Source organism: Spirosoma endbachense (genome assembly GCF_010233585.1).
Classification (GTDB): Bacteria; Bacteroidota; Bacteroidia; order Cytophagales; family Spirosomataceae; genus Spirosoma; species Spirosoma endbachense.
In genome coordinates, this window is sequence record NZ_CP045997.1 from 3001779 (window position 1) to 3019886 (window position 18108).

22 protein-coding genes are annotated in these 18108 nt (G+C 46.2%); 14 read left to right on the plus strand and 8 right to left on the minus strand.

Features of this window, described 5'->3' with window-relative positions; all coding sequences use genetic code 11:
• Positions 1-343: 343 nt before the first annotated feature.
• The 6 genes from GJR95_RS11890 to GJR95_RS11915 all read left to right on the plus strand — a co-directional run bounded on the left by GJR95_RS11890 (position 344) and on the right by GJR95_RS11915 (position 6230).
• Entirely contained in the window at positions 344-910 is a 567-nt protein-coding gene (locus GJR95_RS11890) for a dihydrofolate reductase family protein (protein WP_162386070.1), read from the plus strand.
• Positions 911-989: 79 nt separating this feature from the next.
• A complete protein-coding gene (locus GJR95_RS11895) occupies positions 990-1388 on the plus strand; it encodes a nuclear transport factor 2 family protein (RefSeq protein ID WP_162386071.1) in 399 nt (132 codons plus the stop codon).
• Between the two features lie 1061 nt (positions 1389-2449).
• Positions 2450-3394, plus strand: a complete 945-nt coding sequence (locus GJR95_RS11900) for a helix-turn-helix domain-containing protein (RefSeq protein WP_162386072.1) — start codon at positions 2450-2452, stop codon at positions 3392-3394.
• Between the two features lie 92 nt (positions 3395-3486).
• On the plus strand, positions 3487-4239 hold the full coding sequence (locus GJR95_RS11905; RefSeq protein ID WP_162386073.1) for an SDR family NAD(P)-dependent oxidoreductase: 753 nt from the start codon (positions 3487-3489) through the stop codon (positions 4237-4239).
• A gap of 383 nt (positions 4240-4622) precedes the next feature.
• Positions 4623-5378 carry an alpha/beta fold hydrolase gene (locus tag GJR95_RS11910; protein WP_162386074.1) on the plus strand — a complete coding sequence of 252 codons (756 nt, stop codon included), beginning with the start codon at positions 4623-4625 and terminating at the stop codon, positions 5376-5378.
• A 33-nt stretch (positions 5379-5411) separates the two neighbouring features.
• A complete protein-coding gene (locus GJR95_RS11915) occupies positions 5412-6230 on the plus strand; it encodes a helix-turn-helix domain-containing protein (RefSeq protein ID WP_162386075.1) in 819 nt (272 codons plus the stop codon).
• Between the two features lie 125 nt (positions 6231-6355).
• On the opposite strand, the gene GJR95_RS11920 is transcribed toward GJR95_RS11915, so the two are convergent.
• Positions 6356-6541 carry a hypothetical protein gene (locus tag GJR95_RS11920; RefSeq protein WP_162386076.1) on the minus strand — a complete coding sequence of 62 codons (186 nt, stop codon included), beginning with the start codon at positions 6539-6541 and terminating at the stop codon, positions 6356-6358.
• A gap of 79 nt (positions 6542-6620) precedes the next feature.
• Between GJR95_RS11920 and GJR95_RS11925 the strand changes: the two genes are divergently transcribed.
• From GJR95_RS11925 to GJR95_RS11955, 7 genes are all read left to right on the plus strand, one after another.
• Complete coding sequence (locus GJR95_RS11925; RefSeq protein WP_162386077.1) at positions 6621-8240, plus strand: carboxylesterase/lipase family protein; 1620 nt, start codon at positions 6621-6623, stop codon at positions 8238-8240.
• 126 nt (positions 8241-8366) lie between these two features.
• Complete coding sequence (locus tag GJR95_RS11930; protein WP_162386078.1) at positions 8367-9047, plus strand: VOC family protein; 681 nt, start codon at positions 8367-8369, stop codon at positions 9045-9047.
• Between the two features lie 245 nt (positions 9048-9292).
• A complete protein-coding gene (locus tag GJR95_RS11935; protein WP_162386079.1) occupies positions 9293-9802 on the plus strand; it encodes an SgcJ/EcaC family oxidoreductase in 510 nt (169 codons plus the stop codon).
• Between the two features lie 258 nt (positions 9803-10060).
• Positions 10061-10702, plus strand: coding sequence for an NAD(P)-dependent oxidoreductase (locus tag GJR95_RS11940; RefSeq protein WP_162386080.1), 642 nt, complete (start codon positions 10061-10063; stop codon positions 10700-10702).
• 19 nt (positions 10703-10721) lie between these two features.
• Positions 10722-10964: a hypothetical protein gene (locus GJR95_RS11945; RefSeq protein ID WP_162386081.1), complete on the plus strand. Its 243-nt coding sequence runs from the start codon at positions 10722-10724 to the stop codon at positions 10962-10964.
• A 313-nt stretch (positions 10965-11277) separates the two neighbouring features.
• Complete coding sequence (locus GJR95_RS11950) at positions 11278-11784, plus strand: methyltransferase family protein (RefSeq protein WP_162386082.1); 507 nt, start codon at positions 11278-11280, stop codon at positions 11782-11784.
• Positions 11785-11979: 195 nt separating this feature from the next.
• The gene (locus GJR95_RS11955; protein ID WP_162386083.1) at positions 11980-12318 is read left to right on the plus strand and encodes a hypothetical protein; all 339 of its coding nucleotides are present in this window, start codon (positions 11980-11982) and stop codon (positions 12316-12318) included.
• 37 nt (positions 12319-12355) lie between these two features.
• Here GJR95_RS11955 and GJR95_RS11960 read toward each other — a convergent pair whose 3' ends face one another.
• Positions 12356-13459: a Gfo/Idh/MocA family protein gene (locus tag GJR95_RS11960; protein WP_162386084.1), complete on the minus strand. Its 1104-nt coding sequence runs from the start codon at positions 13457-13459 to the stop codon at positions 12356-12358.
• A gap of 94 nt (positions 13460-13553) precedes the next feature.
• Here GJR95_RS11960 and GJR95_RS11965 point away from each other — a divergent pair, with 94 nt between their 5' ends.
• Positions 13554-13931, plus strand: a complete 378-nt coding sequence (locus GJR95_RS11965) for a winged helix-turn-helix transcriptional regulator (RefSeq protein ID WP_162386085.1) — start codon at positions 13554-13556, stop codon at positions 13929-13931.
• A 202-nt stretch (positions 13932-14133) separates the two neighbouring features.
• Here the strand turns inward: GJR95_RS11965 and GJR95_RS11970 are convergent, their stop codons facing one another.
• From GJR95_RS11970 to GJR95_RS11995, 6 genes are all read right to left on the minus strand, one after another.
• Complete coding sequence (locus GJR95_RS11970; protein ID WP_162386086.1) at positions 14134-14427, minus strand: putative quinol monooxygenase; 294 nt, start codon at positions 14425-14427, stop codon at positions 14134-14136.
• Positions 14428-15714: 1287 nt separating this feature from the next.
• Positions 15715-16293, minus strand: coding sequence for a hypothetical protein (locus GJR95_RS11975; RefSeq protein ID WP_162386087.1), 579 nt, complete (start codon positions 16291-16293; stop codon positions 15715-15717).
• A gap of 135 nt (positions 16294-16428) precedes the next feature.
• Positions 16429-16962, minus strand: a complete 534-nt coding sequence (locus tag GJR95_RS11980; protein WP_162386088.1) for a transposase — start codon at positions 16960-16962, stop codon at positions 16429-16431.
• Positions 16931-17104 carry a hypothetical protein gene (locus GJR95_RS11985; protein ID WP_162383927.1) on the minus strand — a complete coding sequence of 58 codons (174 nt, stop codon included), beginning with the start codon at positions 17102-17104 and terminating at the stop codon, positions 16931-16933. Before GJR95_RS11985 ends, GJR95_RS11980 begins: the two co-directional genes overlap by 32 nt.
• A gap of 20 nt (positions 17105-17124) precedes the next feature.
• On the minus strand, positions 17125-17604 hold the full coding sequence (locus tag GJR95_RS11990; RefSeq protein WP_162386089.1) for a helix-turn-helix domain-containing protein: 480 nt from the start codon (positions 17602-17604) through the stop codon (positions 17125-17127).
• A 135-nt stretch (positions 17605-17739) separates the two neighbouring features.
• Positions 17740-18093: a hypothetical protein gene (locus GJR95_RS11995; RefSeq protein WP_162386090.1), complete on the minus strand. Its 354-nt coding sequence runs from the start codon at positions 18091-18093 to the stop codon at positions 17740-17742.
• Positions 18094-18108: the final 15 nt, after the last annotated feature.

Below are 18108 nucleotides of genomic sequence, written 5' to 3' on the forward strand. Positions count from 1 at the left end.
CAACGCATCGATGGCGTTGGCTATTTTCTAGCCGTCCAATTAAACGCCCAAATTTATGAGCAGATACATACGTCTTCGTCTCAGGCAGGAGCTTATTCATGAACGTTTTCTCGTCTCACTGGGGAGCCTTTTTTGAGAAAGCCGTTGAGAAGGGTACCCAGTAAAGCAACTGGCTTTACCTCATGGAAGAGAGGTTTATGCGAAATCAAACCTCATCTAATTCTAACGGCAAACAGTTGGCTCACTTACCAGTAAAATGGCATAATAGCCCCCTTAATTTGTCGCATTCCGCTAGGGCTCCTTTACTAAAGCAGTCCTAGCTTTGTGACCCTCAATCAGCAAGATGAGAAAGCTAGTTTTATTCGCCCACATCTCCCTAGATGGCTTTGCCGCTGACATCCACGGCGGCCTGGGTTTCTTATCCTACAATCAGGAGCTCCAACAATTCGCTGATGAACTGGTAAAAACCGTAGGCGTGCCGGTTTACGGCAAGCATACCTATCAGTTAATGGCAGGCTACTGGCCTACCGTTTTAGCCGACCCAACGGCCAGCCAACACGAACTTGACCATGCACGATGGGTGGAGCAGATTCCCAAAATCGTTTTTTCCACTACCCTGCCCAGTGCGGACTGGCTTAACACCAGGTTGATCAAAGACAACGTGGTCGATGAGATCACCCAACTCAAACAGCAACCCGGCAAAGACCTGGTGATTTTCGGCAGCCCTGGCCTAGCCAAAAGTTTCATGCATCTGGGCCTGATTGATGAATATAAATTAATGCTGCATCCGGTCCTACTCGGGGAAGGGATCCGTCTATTTGCCAGCTCATCACCCATGAATAAGTTGAGGTTATTAGAGTCAAAAACGCTCGGTTCGGGGGTAGTGACACTGCATTACGCGGCTCAATAACCAGCTAGAAAAGGCCCCTTAAGCTGTACCCATTGTCTGTTCATCACTCATCGCATTTTACTCCATTCATTGATCCCTTATGAGCGCAGTTGAGAATAAACACCTGATGGAAACGATTTTCTCTGAATTAGCAACGGGCAATGATCAGCCCTTTCTGGAGGCGATGGCCGACGATATGCAATGGAGGTGGATGGGAAGTGGTCAATGGGCAAAGACCTTTCAGGGAAAACAGGCCGTAGTGAATGAGCTATGGGGGTCGGTGAAGACGACTTTACGTCCCCCTTATAAGGCGACTGCTAGGCGTATTATAGCGGAAGGGGAGTACGTGGTGGTCGAAGCAATTGGTGATAACATGACGCCTGATGGCAAGCTGTATAACAATCGCTACTGCTGGGTGTGCCGTATGGGAGAGGGTAAACTACGAGCGATCAATGAGTATATGGATACGGAACTGGTGACCATGACTTTTCAATCGTAGCCGTTGACTGAACCTCACATGAACTGAGTCAAAAATCAAGAAATGGAGCGTTTTTGGATAATTTGCAAAACAGATTTACCAAACCAAAAATATCCATTCCTGTCTCGTATTCCTGTTCAACTATAATAATAGGTCTACTGATTTATTGGATCTTTATTAGAGATGGTGACGGAGAAATCCCAATAGGGCTACAAAGAGGACAGAGCCAATCCAAATCAACCAGAAAACGATTCTTTTTCGTTTGGTTACCTCAAAACAGTATAATGGAGTTAAGCCGGTTTGTCTATCGACTTTTAAGTAATTGAAAAGCAGATAGTATAAAGTCCCAAAGATAGTTCCCGTTAAAAAGTTGACGTGGTACTTCTGTATTCCACCCGTAGTGAGCTTCGACTGAATAAGCCAGAGGATTGCCCAGTAGCCTCCTACTAGCATACAAAAGAATCCCAAACTCAATTGCAGGAGTGTACTAAACCAGGGCAGGTTATTATTTCTGCCAATTTTTTGGTCCCGCTGGTGGAGTTGGAAAAAGGTATAGAAATACTGGTATAGAAATTCCATCGGTTGACATTGCCCAGTTAGATAAATGCACCGAACTTAGATTTATCATATAAAATGATGGAAGGTGAAAGCAAGTCAGTATGCCTCAAATTTTAAGGATGAGGATTCAATACTAGCCAACCTTAAAGCCTAAGGCATGGATAACCTTGAAACATCATTGTTACAGAATCATATAATGAGGAGGGTATTTTGAGATTCAGCAGGTAGTCATTCTGTCGTCTTCTCTATAATCGGAGTTCTCGTTCCAAGGGGCAGCCGTATTGAAGCCGCCAATCAGCTTTTTGTATAATTTAACTTATTGCCGCTTAATGCTGACGACTTATAGCCTCTAAAATGCGCCGAGTTTTGCCTGGTGGAAAAAGCGAATTAGGTGTAAATGGCTAGGGCACTAATGATATTGGAGGAAATTAAGCGATTTATCTTGTCGGTAAACAGCAATTCAGCTGGCGGCAAGATTTCCGCTTTGTTGTAAATTGCAGCACTTACCCGCTTAATTCGCGCTCATGACCACTACCGGGCTCCACGCTCTTTATCAGGAGCTCTCGCTTTGCACCGGCCTCGACCTGCATCAACTGCTACCTCAGGATATTCAGCACGAGGTCGGCCAAGTCAATGCGTTCCACTTGGCGGACCTCTGGCGGTCGACCCAACTACAGCCCGATACGCCCTACCCCATCCCCTCTTTTTACAAAATCAGTTTAGTGAGCACCCCCAGCCGGGCCGAGTGCGCCGACAAAACCATCGAGGTTGCCCCCGATGCGTTGGTGTTTTTAACGCCCAAGGTGTCATTTCAGTGGCGACCCACCCAGGCACAGCAAGGCCAATTCTGCATCTTCACGGCCGAGTTTCTCCTACCCATCCTTGGGGGACTCACGCCTGGCGAAATGCCCTTGTTCAAGGAGGACGGGTATCTAGTATTTCAACTAACACCGACCCAAAAGGCGCGGGCTGCGGCTATTTTCGTCCAGATCCATGAAGAACTGGCCTCCGATTATGCCCACAAATACGACCTGCTACGAGCCTATGTGGTAGAACTACTGCACATGGGTCAGAAGCAGCAGGCCAACACGCTGCGTCAACCCGCCCACTCAGCCAAGGCCCGGCTCACCGCGCGCTTCGTGGAATTGCTAGAGCGGCAGTTTCCGCTCACTACCCCCCAGCAGCGCGTGCCGCTGCGTACGGCGAAAGATTTTGCCGCTCGCTTAGCCGTGCATGTTAATCACTTGAATAAGGTGCTTAAGGAACGCACCGGCCAAACGACTTCTGAGCTGATCGGCGGGCGACTCGTGCAGGAAGCCAAAGTGCTGCTACGCCAGTCCGACTGGACGCTTTGGGAAATTGCGGACAGTCTGGGTTTTGTGGACGTGGCTCATTTTTCGCACTTTTTCCGCCGCTACGTCAGTGTCAGTCCGGGTACATTCCGGACAGGGGAAGCCGTCGTGATTTGATTCCTACAAAAAGTTGATTGGCGGCTACAATACGGCTGCCCCCTACGCAGGGGACCTTTGTGGTGTTGACTACAACCCCAATCGTTTCACCTATGAGTACATCTAAAATCGCGTTAATTACCGGCGGCAGCCGGGGCTTGGGTAGGGATATGGCCTTGAAGTTAGCTCAGCAGGGCATCGATATCATCTTGACTTACCGCCGACAGCAGACCGAAGCCGCGGCCGTAGTGGCCGACATCGAAGCGTTAGGATGTCGCGCTGTGGCCTTGGCCCTAAACGTGGCCGACTTGAGCACGTTTGCGTTGTTTTTTACCCAACTCACGAGGGTACTGACCGATACGTTCGGGACCGATCGGTTCGACTTTCTGCTTAACAACGCGGGTACCAGTCTGAATGCGTCGATTACGGAGACGACCGAGGCCCAATTTGATGAGATGCTCAACGTGCACCTCAAAGGTGTGTTTTTCTTCACGCAGCGAGCTCTACCCCTGCTGCGCAACGGTGGCCGCATCATCAACATTTCTTCGTCGACTACCCGGAGCTCCTTTGCGGGCGTTTCGGCCTACGCGGCGATGAAAGGAGCGGTGGAAGTTTTTACGCGCTATTTAGCCCTTGAATTGGGCAGTCGGGGTATTGCGGCTAATTCGATTGCCCCGGGTGCGATCTTTAATTGCGGGGATATAACGGATACGCCCGAGGTACGGGCCTGGGTGGCTCAGTCCACTGCTTTGGGCCGCGTTGCTGAGCCGGATGACATCGGCGGTATCGCTTCTTTTCTGTGTACCGATGCGGCCCGGTGGCTGAATGGCCAACGCATAGAGGCCACGGGCGGTATAGCCTTATAGAAGTACTAAGCGGACTAATTTCGAACCATCAATGGGGTTTCAAAAGCACGCAGTCGCTGGACCAACTAGTAACTGCGTACTTTTGAAACCCCATTGATGTATCACAAATGAGCGATTTGTGAGAATGTTCACGTTTAAACTAGCTGCTGAAATTTTTGTAGACTGGCTACCCTAGTATCGATTCTTATCCCAAATGAGAAGCAGAAATAGATCAACTGCTATCAATGACCAGCAGAGAGTCAGCGCATTTATCCATTCGAGGAACAATCTAAAAAAACGCTTTCAAAAGTAGATGTGGTTTGATCGGATGAATGTCGTTTTTTTACTTGTCGTATTCCCCTGAGGACCAGTATGTTTGTGGCGGACCTTAACTCGTCTTAAGCATGAAAACAGCTACGCTCTTGCTACTGTCCACACTGATTACGTTTAACACATTTTCGCAAAATACCTCCAAACATGCCACACGCCTGTATTTGTTTGTTCACGGAGCCTGGGGCGGGGGCTGGGAGTATAAACAAGTCGATTCCATCCTCACCGCTCAAGGGGCTAAGGTCTATCATCCTACTCTGACGGGGCTGGGTGAACGGGTACATCTGGCCAGCCCCCAGATCAGCTTACGCACTCATATCACCGACATTGTCAATGTCATCCGTTTTGAGAATCTGCACAATATTATCCTGGTTGGACATAGTTATGGAGGAATGGTTATTTCGGGGGTCGCCGATCAAGTTCCGGACAGGATCAAGCAGCTGATTTATGTAGATGCATTTGTGCCCAACAACGGCGAAAGTTTATTCAGGGCAATCGGGCATACTGGCGAAGCATCAACAAAACCTCACACCAAAGATGGCTTTGTGAAGTACTTCTTTGGCCCAACTAAACCGTTCCCCCCAACCGACGTACCACAACCGTTGAAGACCTTTACGGAGCCACTGACCCTGAGCAATCCTGCCGTCCTGAAAATCCCGACCTGGTATATTTTGATGACCAAAAACGGGGACAGGCAGAAAGCGGGGTTTGCCTCCTCAGCCCAACGAGCCCAACAACGTGGGTGGCCAATTTTGACCTTAGAGGGGGGGCATTATGCCATGCGAGACCAACCCGCCAACCTAGTACGAGTGCTGGAAAAATGTAAGTAACTTTATCCACCACCATCGCACCTCCATAAAGCCATGATTTTCCGTAAAGTACCACCCTGTCCAGCCTTGCAGTCCTTTGTAAGATACTATCTACTGGTTAACCTGTACGGCGATTTTAATCACCTAACGCCCTATCCGGCCCGAGCCGAGCAGGCGCTTGTCTTTTTTGCCCGTGGCTATATCCAAGCCTACGATCCCTTGACGCAAACAGCCTCAAAAATTGCCGCTACTGCCTTATTTGGTCAACAGGTATCCCGGCTTGATTTTCAGGTATTTGCCCAGACTGAGTACCTCATGCTGATGATCGTATTTCAACCTGGGGCCATGTATCGGTTCCTGGGGTTCTCCAGTCAGGAGTTGACACGCGAATTTTGTGACGCCGAATCGGTGATTAGCTCAGAGTTACAATCCGTCAATGATCAGATTGCCAATGCCCGCGATTATGCCCAAATGATTCATCGGGCCGAAACCTATTTGCTGGGCAAGCTGAGCAGGCTAAAAATTGATTTACATCCAATCGACCGAATTGGGCAATTGTTGCTGCACAATCCCAGCCCTTTTTCGTTGGATTGGCTGGCGGGCCAAGCGAATTTGAGCCCCCGCCAATTTGAACGGAAATTCACGGATCGGATCGGCATCGGCCCCAAACTGTACAGCCGCATTAGCCGCTTTTTTCTGACCTTAGACTACAAAGAAAGGCATCCCAATGTTGACTGGCTTACCATCGCTCTCCACTTTGGCTATACGGATTACTATCATTTAGTCAAAGATTTCAAGCAGTTTGCCCATGTTAGGCCAAACCTGATGCTGCACGAATATAGTCAACGGCCCGAAATCATTGTCAACTTATAGCTTGCCCAATTCACTTGGCCTTTAAGTGGAGGCAATCAAGGTTGGGTAAATCTTCTGAATCGCATCAACGAATGACTACATTTCTTTTTGCTTGGCCAACTAGCTCCTGAGTTGAACCAGGGTGACTAAGCCTGGTCCGAGCCACAAAACGACCGACTCAAAATGGGTTTCTGAGCTTCCGTTTGCGGGTTGCCCTCGACACGAGGAACGCCCCGCAGCCGGGCCGCTGGAGCGGTCAGGTTTTGGTCGGTGGGGCAGTTTGTGTCTGATAGGGCAAACGTCCCGATAAGTGTAGTTGAAGCGATTAGCATACCCGTATTCGTGTAACGAGTCAGATGCCCTTTTATCTTGTCAAGAGCTATGTTCTATCGATTAATTAACCTGCTGCTTATGAGTACACCAAGCACGATGCTTTGGTTAACGTCTAGTTTATTCGTCTGCACACAATTTATTCAGATCAAAAGTAACCTAAGCGCCCCTCCCCGAGTGACGATTGATGCAGGCCCGTTAGAGGGCTTCGTTGATTCAACAAATGTGTTCATGTTTCAGGGTATCCCATATGCTGCTCCACCGGTCGGTCAACGAAGATGGCAGCCCCCCCAACCACCAGCTCCCTGGACAGGGATTCGGATGGCCACCGAATACGGCCCTTCCTGTCCCCAGTCTACCAGGGAATGGGGGCCCACTAGTGAAGACTGCCTGTATCTGAATGTGTACACAACAGTCTTGGCTAAAGCGAAAAAACAGGCTTCTCGTCCTGTGATGGTGTGGATTCATGGAGGAGGTTATCTTGGGGGCAGTGCAAGGGGGTATGATGGTCGTACGTTGGCCCGTAAGGGAGTCGTCGTGGTCACATTGAATTACCGATTAGGCCCACTCGGCTACCTGGCTCACCCTGCATTGGCAGCGGAGTCTGCCCAAGGCAGTACCGGAAACTATGGGCTCCTGGATCAGATTGCCGCTCTTCAATGGGTGCAACGAAATATTGTCCAGTTCGGAGGGAATCCCCATAACGTTACCGTCTTTGGCGAATCAGCGGGTGGATTCGCCGTTGGTGCTCTGCTGGCCACTCCTTTAGCCAACGGGCTATTTCAACGGGCTATTCTGCAAAGCGGAACTGGTATTCATAATGGTATCCATAGGCTTGAGACTGCCCGCACTCTCGCGCTGTCAGGGGCTATGACACTGGGTATTGACCGGCAGGATACGTCAGCCGCACGTGCGCTACGGGCTATCGATGCTCAACGGATTATCGATGCTTACCCTTGGCCTAAACGAGGCCCATTACGAAGTTATCAGGTCTGGTTTGGCCCGGTAATCGACGGTTGGGCATTACCGCTGCCTCTGGATCAAGCTATTAGTCGGGGCCGATGGAATCAAGTCCCTATTCTGGTCGGCAGTACGGCTGCCGAAGGTATTCGATTTCAACCTCAGCCAGCCGCTCAATCATTACCGGCCTATTATGACCTATTGGGTAAGGGCGACCTTGGGGATACATCGGGTAAGCTGGCTCAGTTGTATGCCGTTGCTGATACGAGTGAACTCTTAGTTCGGTCGCAGGAAATAGTAGGCGATCTGGGCTTTGGCGCACCGACTCGTGCCTTAGCTCGACTGGTAACAAAGGCCGGAGGGCGTGCTTACGTCTATTATTTCACTCGACAATCCGTTGATGATTTGGGCCATCAACTCCCAGCCGTACACACGTCTGAATTGCCGTTCGTATTTGGGGTAGTACCGAATCAATGGACTGCATTTGCGAACAATGGGCAGACCGCTTACGATATAATCCTGGCTGATGCGATGAGTGACTATTGGATCGCGTTTGCCAGGGATGGTAATCCCAATGGGACGACTACTAAAGTAAAATGGCCCCATTGGCCTGTTTATAACTTAATGACCAACGCGTACCAAGACTTGGGTGCCCGGATACACTCAGGGCAGCAATTGCGGACAAACTACTACGATGCCCTCGACCAGTTGGCTCGCCAGCAAGGAGAAATTCGACCATGATTAAGGCTTAAAAGGAGCGTATTTTGAGATTGAGCCAAAGATCGTTTACCTGTCAATCAACAATCTATTTTTCGTACTTTACTTACCAAAGTACAAAACAGTGTAATTTGTAGCCCCTACCCTACAATGGAGTTAGATCATATTTTTATATTTACTCATCAGGCGGAACAGGTCGCTAGCACATTACAATCCTTTGGCTTGAGTGAAGGCACAGCCAATGTCCACCCCGGCCAAGGAACTGCATGTCGGCGCTTCTTTTTTCAGAATGCGTACTTAGAATTAGCCTGGGTGAATAATAAAGATGAAATTAAAAACCCAGTGATCGAACGAACCAAACTGTGGGAAAGATCACAATATAGCCTCACCCAGTTTTGTCCATTTGGCCTTTGTTTCCGAACCAAACAGAAATCTGAACAGTCTATTGACCTATTTTTTGAGGATGGCTGGCGATATTATTCCATTTATTTACCCGAAGGTCAATTTGCCAACATTGCCTCAAATGAGGATTTCCCAACGGAACCTATGCTCTTTGAGATGCCATTTTTTGGCTTGTCTCCGAAAGACTACCCGTTTGAAAAGCAGCAACCATTGACTCATGCAAAGGGATTCCATCAACTGACGAAAGTAGCCTTAACGCTTCCTTCTCCAATCAAGGACTTTTCCCTGGCTCTCAGAAAGGTTCTTCATGAAAGTATGATTCAAGTATCATTTGGTGAGACCTATTTAGCAGCCTTAGAATTTGACGATGGCAAACAAGGTAAACTGAAAGATTTCGATCCTTTGATTCCATTACGTATTACCTGGTAGCAAAGACTTGAGTTCTCTAATGAACAACGGTTCACTATTTTAAAGTACCCGCTTAATTGGCCGCTGCTCCGCGCCGACGGACCGGTACGAATCGGTAAATGCACCCACGAGTCTGTTCAACAACTTGGCTATTTTTAAATGCACAGGTCAGGACCCCCTGTTTATCAACCGGTAACTAAAGAAGGATAGCTAACGGATATTCCGTTTGGTAGCTTACAAGTTGTTTTTATATAAAGCTAACAATCATGAAAATACGTTCAGCTATCAAGAGTGCCTTGGTTTTTACCCTGATCCTTACCTCTGCAAGCCTTCGTGCCCAAAACGTGAAGGACTCAGTGTCTATTCAAGGTATCCTCCAGCAGGAAGACCAAGCTTGGAATAAGGGGGATGCCCCGGCTTACTCTCAGCCATTTTCTACAGATGGTACCTTTACCAATATTGCAGGTATGTTCTTCAAAGGGCATAAAGCATTTTTAGACCAGCACGAGGTGATTTTCAAAAGCTTTTTTAAGAATACGGTCCTAAAACAAAAAATTGTATCCCTCAAATTTGTCCGCTCCGATGTAGCTCTTTTGGAAACCTTATGCCAAGTATCGGGCTTTGCCAAAGAAGGTCTACCTCCCAGACTTCAGTTAGACGCCAAAGGGCAACTTAATACCCGTTTATTGCAGGTATTGGCTAAAGAGGCAGGCGGTTGGAAAGTTGTTTCCTATCACAACGTAGATATAAAACCGGGTACCCCTATTCCTGAATAAGTGGCATAACCACTCCCTGCCTGCTGGTTGTGCTTGTAGGGATTGGTGGCCGTACCAACCGCAAGTATAACTACGCCGAAAGAGTTTATTTAAAAGGTGTCGGCTTACCATGATATTTACTAATACTACTCTTTTCCGTATCATTACATGATTAAATATCAAACCTTTATAGTATTCTGTACTACCTGGTTCCGCAATGACTCGCCCTTTAAACTGAATTATCAGGCTTAAGTTATTTTCACCTAAAAAATATATAAAATGCAAATAACAATCCTGGGTTCAACTGGTCAGGTTGGCAAAGTAGTAATGGCTCAAGCTCTAAAATCCGGATATCAGATTAAGGTACTTGTCAGAGATCCTGAAAAATTGGGTTATTTGAAGGAGAAAGTACACGTAGTTGCTGGAAATTTATTGGACGAAGCATCGGTAGAAAAATCGTTAACAGGAAGCGTTGCGGTAATTAACGTTTCGGGGGCAGTAAAAGAGCCTGATCAACTTAAAAAGTTTAAAAAAATTGGAGACGTCCTGGTAAGTAAAATGAAGCAACAGGGCATAAAAAGGCTTATTAACATTTCTTTGGCAGTAATACAACTGCCTCAAGAAAAATTAGATTTTAAAAGAAAAGCAATAAGAGTTCTTGTCAATCTCTTCTTTAAAGAGAAAAAATTAGTGAATGAGGCAATAATGGCCGCGGTGCTAGAGGAAAAAGACCTTGAATGGACGTTTGTCCGACCAGCCTTTTTTTCGACAAAACCTGGCTCTGGGGTGGTACTAGCTGATGACACAAAAATGCAAGGAACAACAATTATGCTTGAAGACTTAGCAATGTTTTTGGTTCAGCAAATAACGTCTACTGAGTGGATGAAAAAAGCTCCTTTAGTTTCTTCAGGAACAAAGTAATTATATAGGCCACACGTAAGTGCTGCCGCCCCAATTTGACTGCGGCACGAACCTGCTGACGCTGACGACGGCGGGCGACAACGGCAATCTGGTCGAGTTTCAGGTACTAACCTACACCGTACCCGGCAACTGGGCCTCTACTAAGGTGATTACCATTCCGGCCAACAAACGGGCCCAGATGGTGCTTATCCCGGCGCGTCAGCAGAAGACCGACAGCAAAGCCTATGATCAATTAGAGTCGGATTACCAGGTTCCTACCTGAAATGCGCGGACCTCCATTACCATATGAGGTTATTTCTGCCAAGCTTAGATTGATGAGACTTCTCTTACATCAAATCGTATTAAAGACATTTTCGACCAATCTCAGTTAACGCCCATTTCTTGAAGCAGAGATATGAAGCTTCTATCGTCTCAGTTGGGGGTGTTTTTATAGATACCCTGGTTATTTTAATCACGAGTTAGTCGATTGGCTGTTTCTGCTTTCAATGCCAGTTTATAAGTCACTTGACAGGTTATATTTACCGTCGAGTGATAGAGTATCCGACAAAGTTTGAACCACTTCACTACGTACACTGATGAGACCGCCATCGTTACTAGCTCATCTGCTGGCTATTCTACTGTTACCAGTCACGGTAACCATTGTTATACCCTGGTTGATTTATGTGCCTCATCAGTGGGTTACCCTGAACACGTGGGTAGTCAAGCTAATGGGAGGCCTAGTAGGGCTAGCGGGATTTACGCTGCTGTTGAGAACGATATGGCTGTTTAATGGGATAGGGAAAGGAACCTTGGCCCCTTGGGAGCCGCCACAACGACTCGTTGTGGTTGGGCCTTACCGTTATTGCCGTAACCCGATGATAAGCGGGGTATTGGCTATGCTACTTGGGGAAGCCTTGCTGTTGCAGTCAGGGAACCTATTACTTTGGGCCGGGCTAGTCTTTGGCATCAATACGGTTTACTTCATTGGGCTTGAGGAACCGGATTTGCTGAATCGGTTTGGCACCGACTACCAACACTATAAGCAGCATGTACCCCGTTGGATTCCCTACTTTCGGCCTTACCAGCCTCCTTTACAAAGCTAACTTAAACTGGCAACTAGCAGTAGTTATCAAATTGGGCAACCAAGAACGGGCAAGTAAGGGAGCCTGCCAGACGTTTACTTTTTTGTCTCGATCGGGAGCGTTTTTAGGAGATACGGTGCTATTTGATAGCTTTTGATTCCAGTGGGTAAGCTTGGCTAAATACAACCCAGAACGCAGTTGGCGGGTCCTTAAAATATGAAAACTTCTTTAGTAGTACTTACCCTTACTCTCAGTGCACTGGCTTGTCGCCAACCCTCCGCTCCAGCCGATTGCGACTGCCAGTCAACAAGCTATTCGTTATTGATTGAAAAAACGGGCGTTTACAACAAAGGGGGTGTAAGTACCATTAATGCCAAAACCGGCCAAGTTGATGGTTTCTATACATTGAGTTGCAATCCTGACTTTATCACCGGGAAAGCGGCCGACCGCGACACCATTCTTTTGACTGGTCGAGCCCGCTCGAATTGCTACAAAGGGGAATCACTAATTGCCCTACCAAGTCTACTAGAGTTAATCACTGTACGTAAAAAGTGAGCATTTTTTGAGAATGTAATTTTAACATCTGTCAAACTCAACCAGTAACATACGGCCCGTTAAAAAGAGCGGAAATTTCAATCCTATTCAATAATTCATGCAGAAACGCAGCATCCTCAAATGAAGGAGCAGTCCTGGTGTTATTTCTAATATCTGCTGCCAGTCGTTTGTAAATCTGGGCTACATTGCCGATAACCGGATTTCCAGTTAAACCTTGGTACATTTCAGCAGGCACAGTTAAAGGTTTTAATTCAGTTTCGTCACCCCTCGCCCCATGAATGGTTAACTGAGCCTGCTGGCCATGCCCTAGTGGAGCGGTTACCTGGATATCCCCTTTGCTTCCATTAATCTCCCATAAAAAGTTGGTGGCCCTGGAAATCCCACCTCTATAATGAACGGTGACGGCAGCACCGCTTTGCAAGGTTCCTATCACCATAATCTGGTCTTCGCTAGTTTTGGGTTTTATTGCCCCTGTGTCTTTTATGTTAACATTTTTAAAATTGCTGCTCATGCGTGCAGTAAGCTGATTGAATCCGCCTAAAACTTTGGTTAGACCCGCCAGGGTGTGCCCCAGTGGAATCGTTAGCATAGTAGCGCCATTTTCTTTTTCATACAGATAATAATTAGCAATGACGGTTTCGTCGCCCCAACTGCCGCCGGAGCCGATGAGCGTAGTAGACAAAACTTTTCCTACATAGCCCTCATTTATAAGCTGTGCTAAATAAAGTAGCTCTGGTGCAACGACCATCTGAGTACCTACTACCGCAATTACATTTTTACTTTTGGCCAAAGCGGCTAACGTTTTGGTTTCTTCTAACCCGTTTCCAAGCGGATGTTCGCAGTAAACGTGTTTTCCAGCTTCGAGCGCAGCTTTTACCAATTCAAAATGATAAGCAACTTTCACCGTGATCACCACCAGGTCAATGTCATTGGATTCTACCAGCATCTGCGCATTTTCAAAGGCGTTGGGAATTTGGAATGCTGCGGCAGCTTTCTTTGCGCTTTCATGAGTGGAATTGGCTACGCCAATAATGTCAAATTTATTCGAGAGCAGTTTTAAAGCCGGGATATGTGATACGGATGCCCACTGACTATCTGGATTAAGGCCTATTAAGCCTACTTTTATTTTATCAGATTCCATGTATGTGTTTTTCAAATGCGTTGCAATACTATACAGGCCACAATATTTTTGCGTAGTAGGTATCCCAATGTATGATACATACAATTTTGTAAGTATGACAAAGCTTAAGGCAAGCTCGACCAATAGCATTAACCGTAATTTTCTCTCAGATTGTAATTTGACCTATGCTGTTCAACTGATCGGCGGTAGATGGAAATTACTTATACTAATGCGCTTGGGAAACGAGAAAAGGCGATTTGGAGAGCTGAAAAAAGTTATTCCAAACATTACAGAACGAATGCTGACGCTTCAGCTTCGTGAACTTGAACGGGACGGGGTAATCACAAGGACTGTTTACCCGGAAGTGCCACCGCGAGTTGAATATGAATTGACAGAGATTGGTAAGGAACTAATACCGGCTTGCCTGCTACTTGATGGATGGGGAGAAAAGCACAAGCATATACAGTTTGGAAAGCAGTCCACTTTACTGTAAGTATGCCAATGATAATAGTTGACAACTATTATCATTGGCATACTAGTACACGCCCCATTACTGAAGGCGAAACACGAACGCTCATTCGTCTCAGGTAGGAGGGTATTTTTTGAATTAAATAAATGTCCCTTGATTTGTAACAAGGTAGTGACGTTCATACTTTACTTGCCAAAACACGAACGTCATTACCCTGTTATAACCGTTATTTAACGGCAAGTAATTCAAGCCGTTCGAGCACAGGGGGCATACTCAGTAGCGTGTCAGCATTGGCCAGCAACCCCTTCGCAATTTCACCGTTCAGGTGGGCTTGCCGATCGTCTTCGGTGGCAAAGGTGTCGAAAATACCAAACGTATTCTCATTGATCTTGAAGGCATACCACCGAAGGGTGCCCGCTTCCCGTTGAGCCAGTGCCAACGCTTCTTTCAGAAAGTTCTCGACAGTAGCTTCTTGACCAGGTTTTGCTTGAACACGAGCCAGTAATGACAGTTTTTCCATGATATGTGAGTCTAAAGATTTGTAATGCGTATGATCGTTAACAAGGGTACGACGTTAGTTATACGTTTTGTCATTCATTCAAGACACGGGATAGAGACAATAGATTGTATCCCTTGAAACGCAACAGTAAAGAAGCCAATGCAGGAAGCTTCTAGCGCTCAAGAAGGAGCATTTTATGGAATTAAGGCAAACGGCCTTTGTCTGTTACAGATACCATCCAATCTTCGTACTTTACTTCCCAAACTCCGAAACGCAATGGAAATGGATTGCTTTTATAAGTCACTAGCCGGATGAATGCATTCAGTCCAGTAGGCTATGATCAGCAAACGGAATGTCAACGACGCTTAGCGTCAGTTTCATCGTGTTGTTTGGAAAAAGGAATACGTCATCTGAATTGTGGTAATCAGGGGCTCAAGTCATCACTGACGAACCGTTTTTCCCTTTTCGAGTGCCGCGAGCAGTTGATGGTTTGATTGCTCATTGCTGGCTTGCCAGTCGCTTATCTTATGCTGTAGAGAAGGGCAATTCATTGCGAACTGCTGGTGGACTTTAAAGTTTTACTCGATAGCTACGTGGATCATCAAAGCTGGGATTAAGTAAAAACTTGACCGACAGCTTAGAACGCAAGACAGGGACGGAGAAGACCCTAGGATTAGCTAGGATTAGCTAGGTAGCAGACCGATAACTAACTTATCAGCAGTTACGTTCGTAACATTCTGAAAATAAATTATTTACTACATACAAGCTACAAAAATCAGTGGCCTACTAGTAGCACTCTTGAAGTTGGATCAGAGATAAACCGTTCGTATGTGGAGGACTGCTATTGATTGGCACTTTGGTTATGTATGAGTGGACAATCTTCTCGTACAGAAATGATTATGAATTTAAGACTCTATATATTAACTGTTTATGGCCCTTCTGCCGTATCGTACTTTTCTTCTTAAAGCACGAAAATCGGTACTTGATTGGCCTTTCCCCCCTTGGAACTTACTAGTTGGGCGTTTTGTGATGGATTTATTTTCGTATTTACTAGAATCGTACGAAAGGTAGACTGTGTCACATTAAACGCCCCAATTAAGAAGCAGGCACATAAATATTGTTTCGTCTCACTTTGAGGAGGGTATTCTGAGACGGATCTACACGAGCAGTTAGCCTGAAGCTCGTACTTTAGCTAGTAAAAAAAATAGTTATATAATACATCCAAGAATAGTGCAATAACTTGTTCGTCGGGAATCTTATCTCGTATTAGACTATTTTTATAAACAGCTCACTACGGCATGAAATAATCTACCTCGCCCCTCGAGGGCGGACATCATTAGATCTTGTCAAAATGAGTTGACTTCTACGATCGACTATTTTGTAGTAATAAGTAAAAGTAGGTTTTAAGGTGTCTTCCGCTGATTCCACAAGAAACAAATGCCGTATTCCCTGAACATCATTATGGTTATCCAATTGGTAAGGATACCACCAAGACTCGGTCGATGTATCATGAACAATACCCCCAATCTGATTACGATTCAAGAATTTTATTACTCTTAGCAACCGAGCAACCTTGGCTTTCGGCAGATTAACAAACCCTGGGTTGAGTAGGGATACCGTATCGATTCTACCTATATTGTAGTGAGAGACAAGCAAAGTAGCTTTATTAACCTTAAAATGAAAAACGCTATCCTGGCGGACATAGCAACTTATAAATATGTTTGGATTGATCGCTTCACACCATTGACGTAGTACGCGCATTGAGTCCTGAACGGATTGAATCGGATCTTTCAGCACGATTTGGGATTCATAAACCGCCGGGTTTGGTCTGAAAGCAAAGTAGTAGACAAAGCCAACAATACACATTGGAGCAATAAGAAATTTCATGTAGGGTGCTTTTAAAAAGCTGTTATATAAGTGAGGTGGCTGTTGCAAAAGTCGATACTGTTACAAATTAGCAGGTTTATCTGTCAAATTCTAGGCGACTGTTATGGCCGGAACACCACCCAGTACTCTTCCAATTTAATTCTTAGCATTTTCCGATTCGTTAGCTGGATTGACTTTCTCATACCATCGCTTGAGCTTATCCTCTGCCTTAGCAACTGTAAAACTCCAATGTACCTTGACTGACCTCGCATTACGCTCCGCTACCCATAACGCAACTTGATGAGTCAGCTCCTCCAGACTACCAATGCGCTGATTCAAACACTGCCGGGCTAAAGCTGAAAATTCCAATTCTGCCATGTTGATGTTGAGCCAAGAGCCATGTTTAGGCGTAAAATGAAATACTACTTTTCGGCTCAGAGCTCGTGCCTGAGCCGCTGGCAAGTGTTCGTAAAATGAGCCATACGTATGCGTATTCAGATTGTCCTGAATTAGCTCAATCCGGTCAAGATGCGTATAATGAGTTGTTATTACGTCGTTCATAAACTCAGCGTAATCAGCCTTTGTACGTTGCTTTCGCACTTGAGTGTAGCGTTGACCTGTGTCCAAATCATAAGCTAGTAAGACCACGCACGTCCCCTTACGGATATACTGCTCGGGCAGCCCCGTCATTGTCTTCTTTTGCTACTTTACCAGGCTTGATCAGTAAGGGAGCAATTACATTTTCAAGCAGTTGGCAGGGCCGCTCATCAAAGCAGATGCGTGCCCTATTAGGGTGGGTGGCCTGTTCATAAACCGCCAGTACATCCTCCATTTTGGCCAAATACTCGCCATCTACCTGCCCAATGCACCGCCCGGCGGCCCGGCACTGCTTTTTGAGCCAAGGCTTAAGCTTACTTTTTTTAACACTAAGCGTACCGACTCGTCATCAATGTGAATATCGAGCTTTACCAGTTTCTCATTAATCAGATTGGCCGTCCAACGCGTACGCCCATCAGGGGCTTGACTACAAGCCAGTTGAGTGATCTGAACTTCGACTTGCTGGGTCACTTTACGGGGTTGACCGGGTCGGCTCTTTTCATTAATGGCCCGTTGTAGTCCCTCTTGGTCATAACGTTTACGCAAATTATAGACTGTCGCTATACTTATGATCAGTAATTGACTGATCTGCTCGGGCGAGTGGCCCAGATGAGAAAACTGCAAGGCTCTAACCCGGTTTAATTTTCGAACAGAATCTTTCCCTTTGCTCAATAACTGGTTCAACGCAGTCAAGTCAGCCTCTGACAAGATGAACGATGTTGCAATGCGACCCATGCCACAAAGCTAACCGTTTTTATAATCTTTATTTTGGAAGAGTACTAGTTCATTCGCATTTATATGCTTCCAGACTTTTGTAACAGCCACTGAGAATATATTAACCAAAGGCTCAAAGAAGAGAAGTTCTGAATCTTATCGATGAACAACATAGTTAATGTAGTACGAAAATACCTCGAAGCCGATCAGTATTGCTAAACTGACATAGGTCACTTTTAACGCCGGTTGAGAAACGGGGGCTGGCTGTGGGTCATAAGCAATGAACAGCCAGATTAACCGAAGCAGCCAGAAAATAGCTGCCAGTGCGCCACTAACGGCGGATAGAAACACAATCGGAATCCAATAAGCGTAACAGCCAGGCCAAAAGCGATCAGCGAAGACAGCTAGGGTTAACCCCAAGGGGACAACTGCGGCTGATAGCAGCACATAGCTTAAGAGGAGTAACTTCGCAGCAGTCAGGTTAGTAAGTTCTGTATCAGTTATAAACATTTACCGTCCGATTTA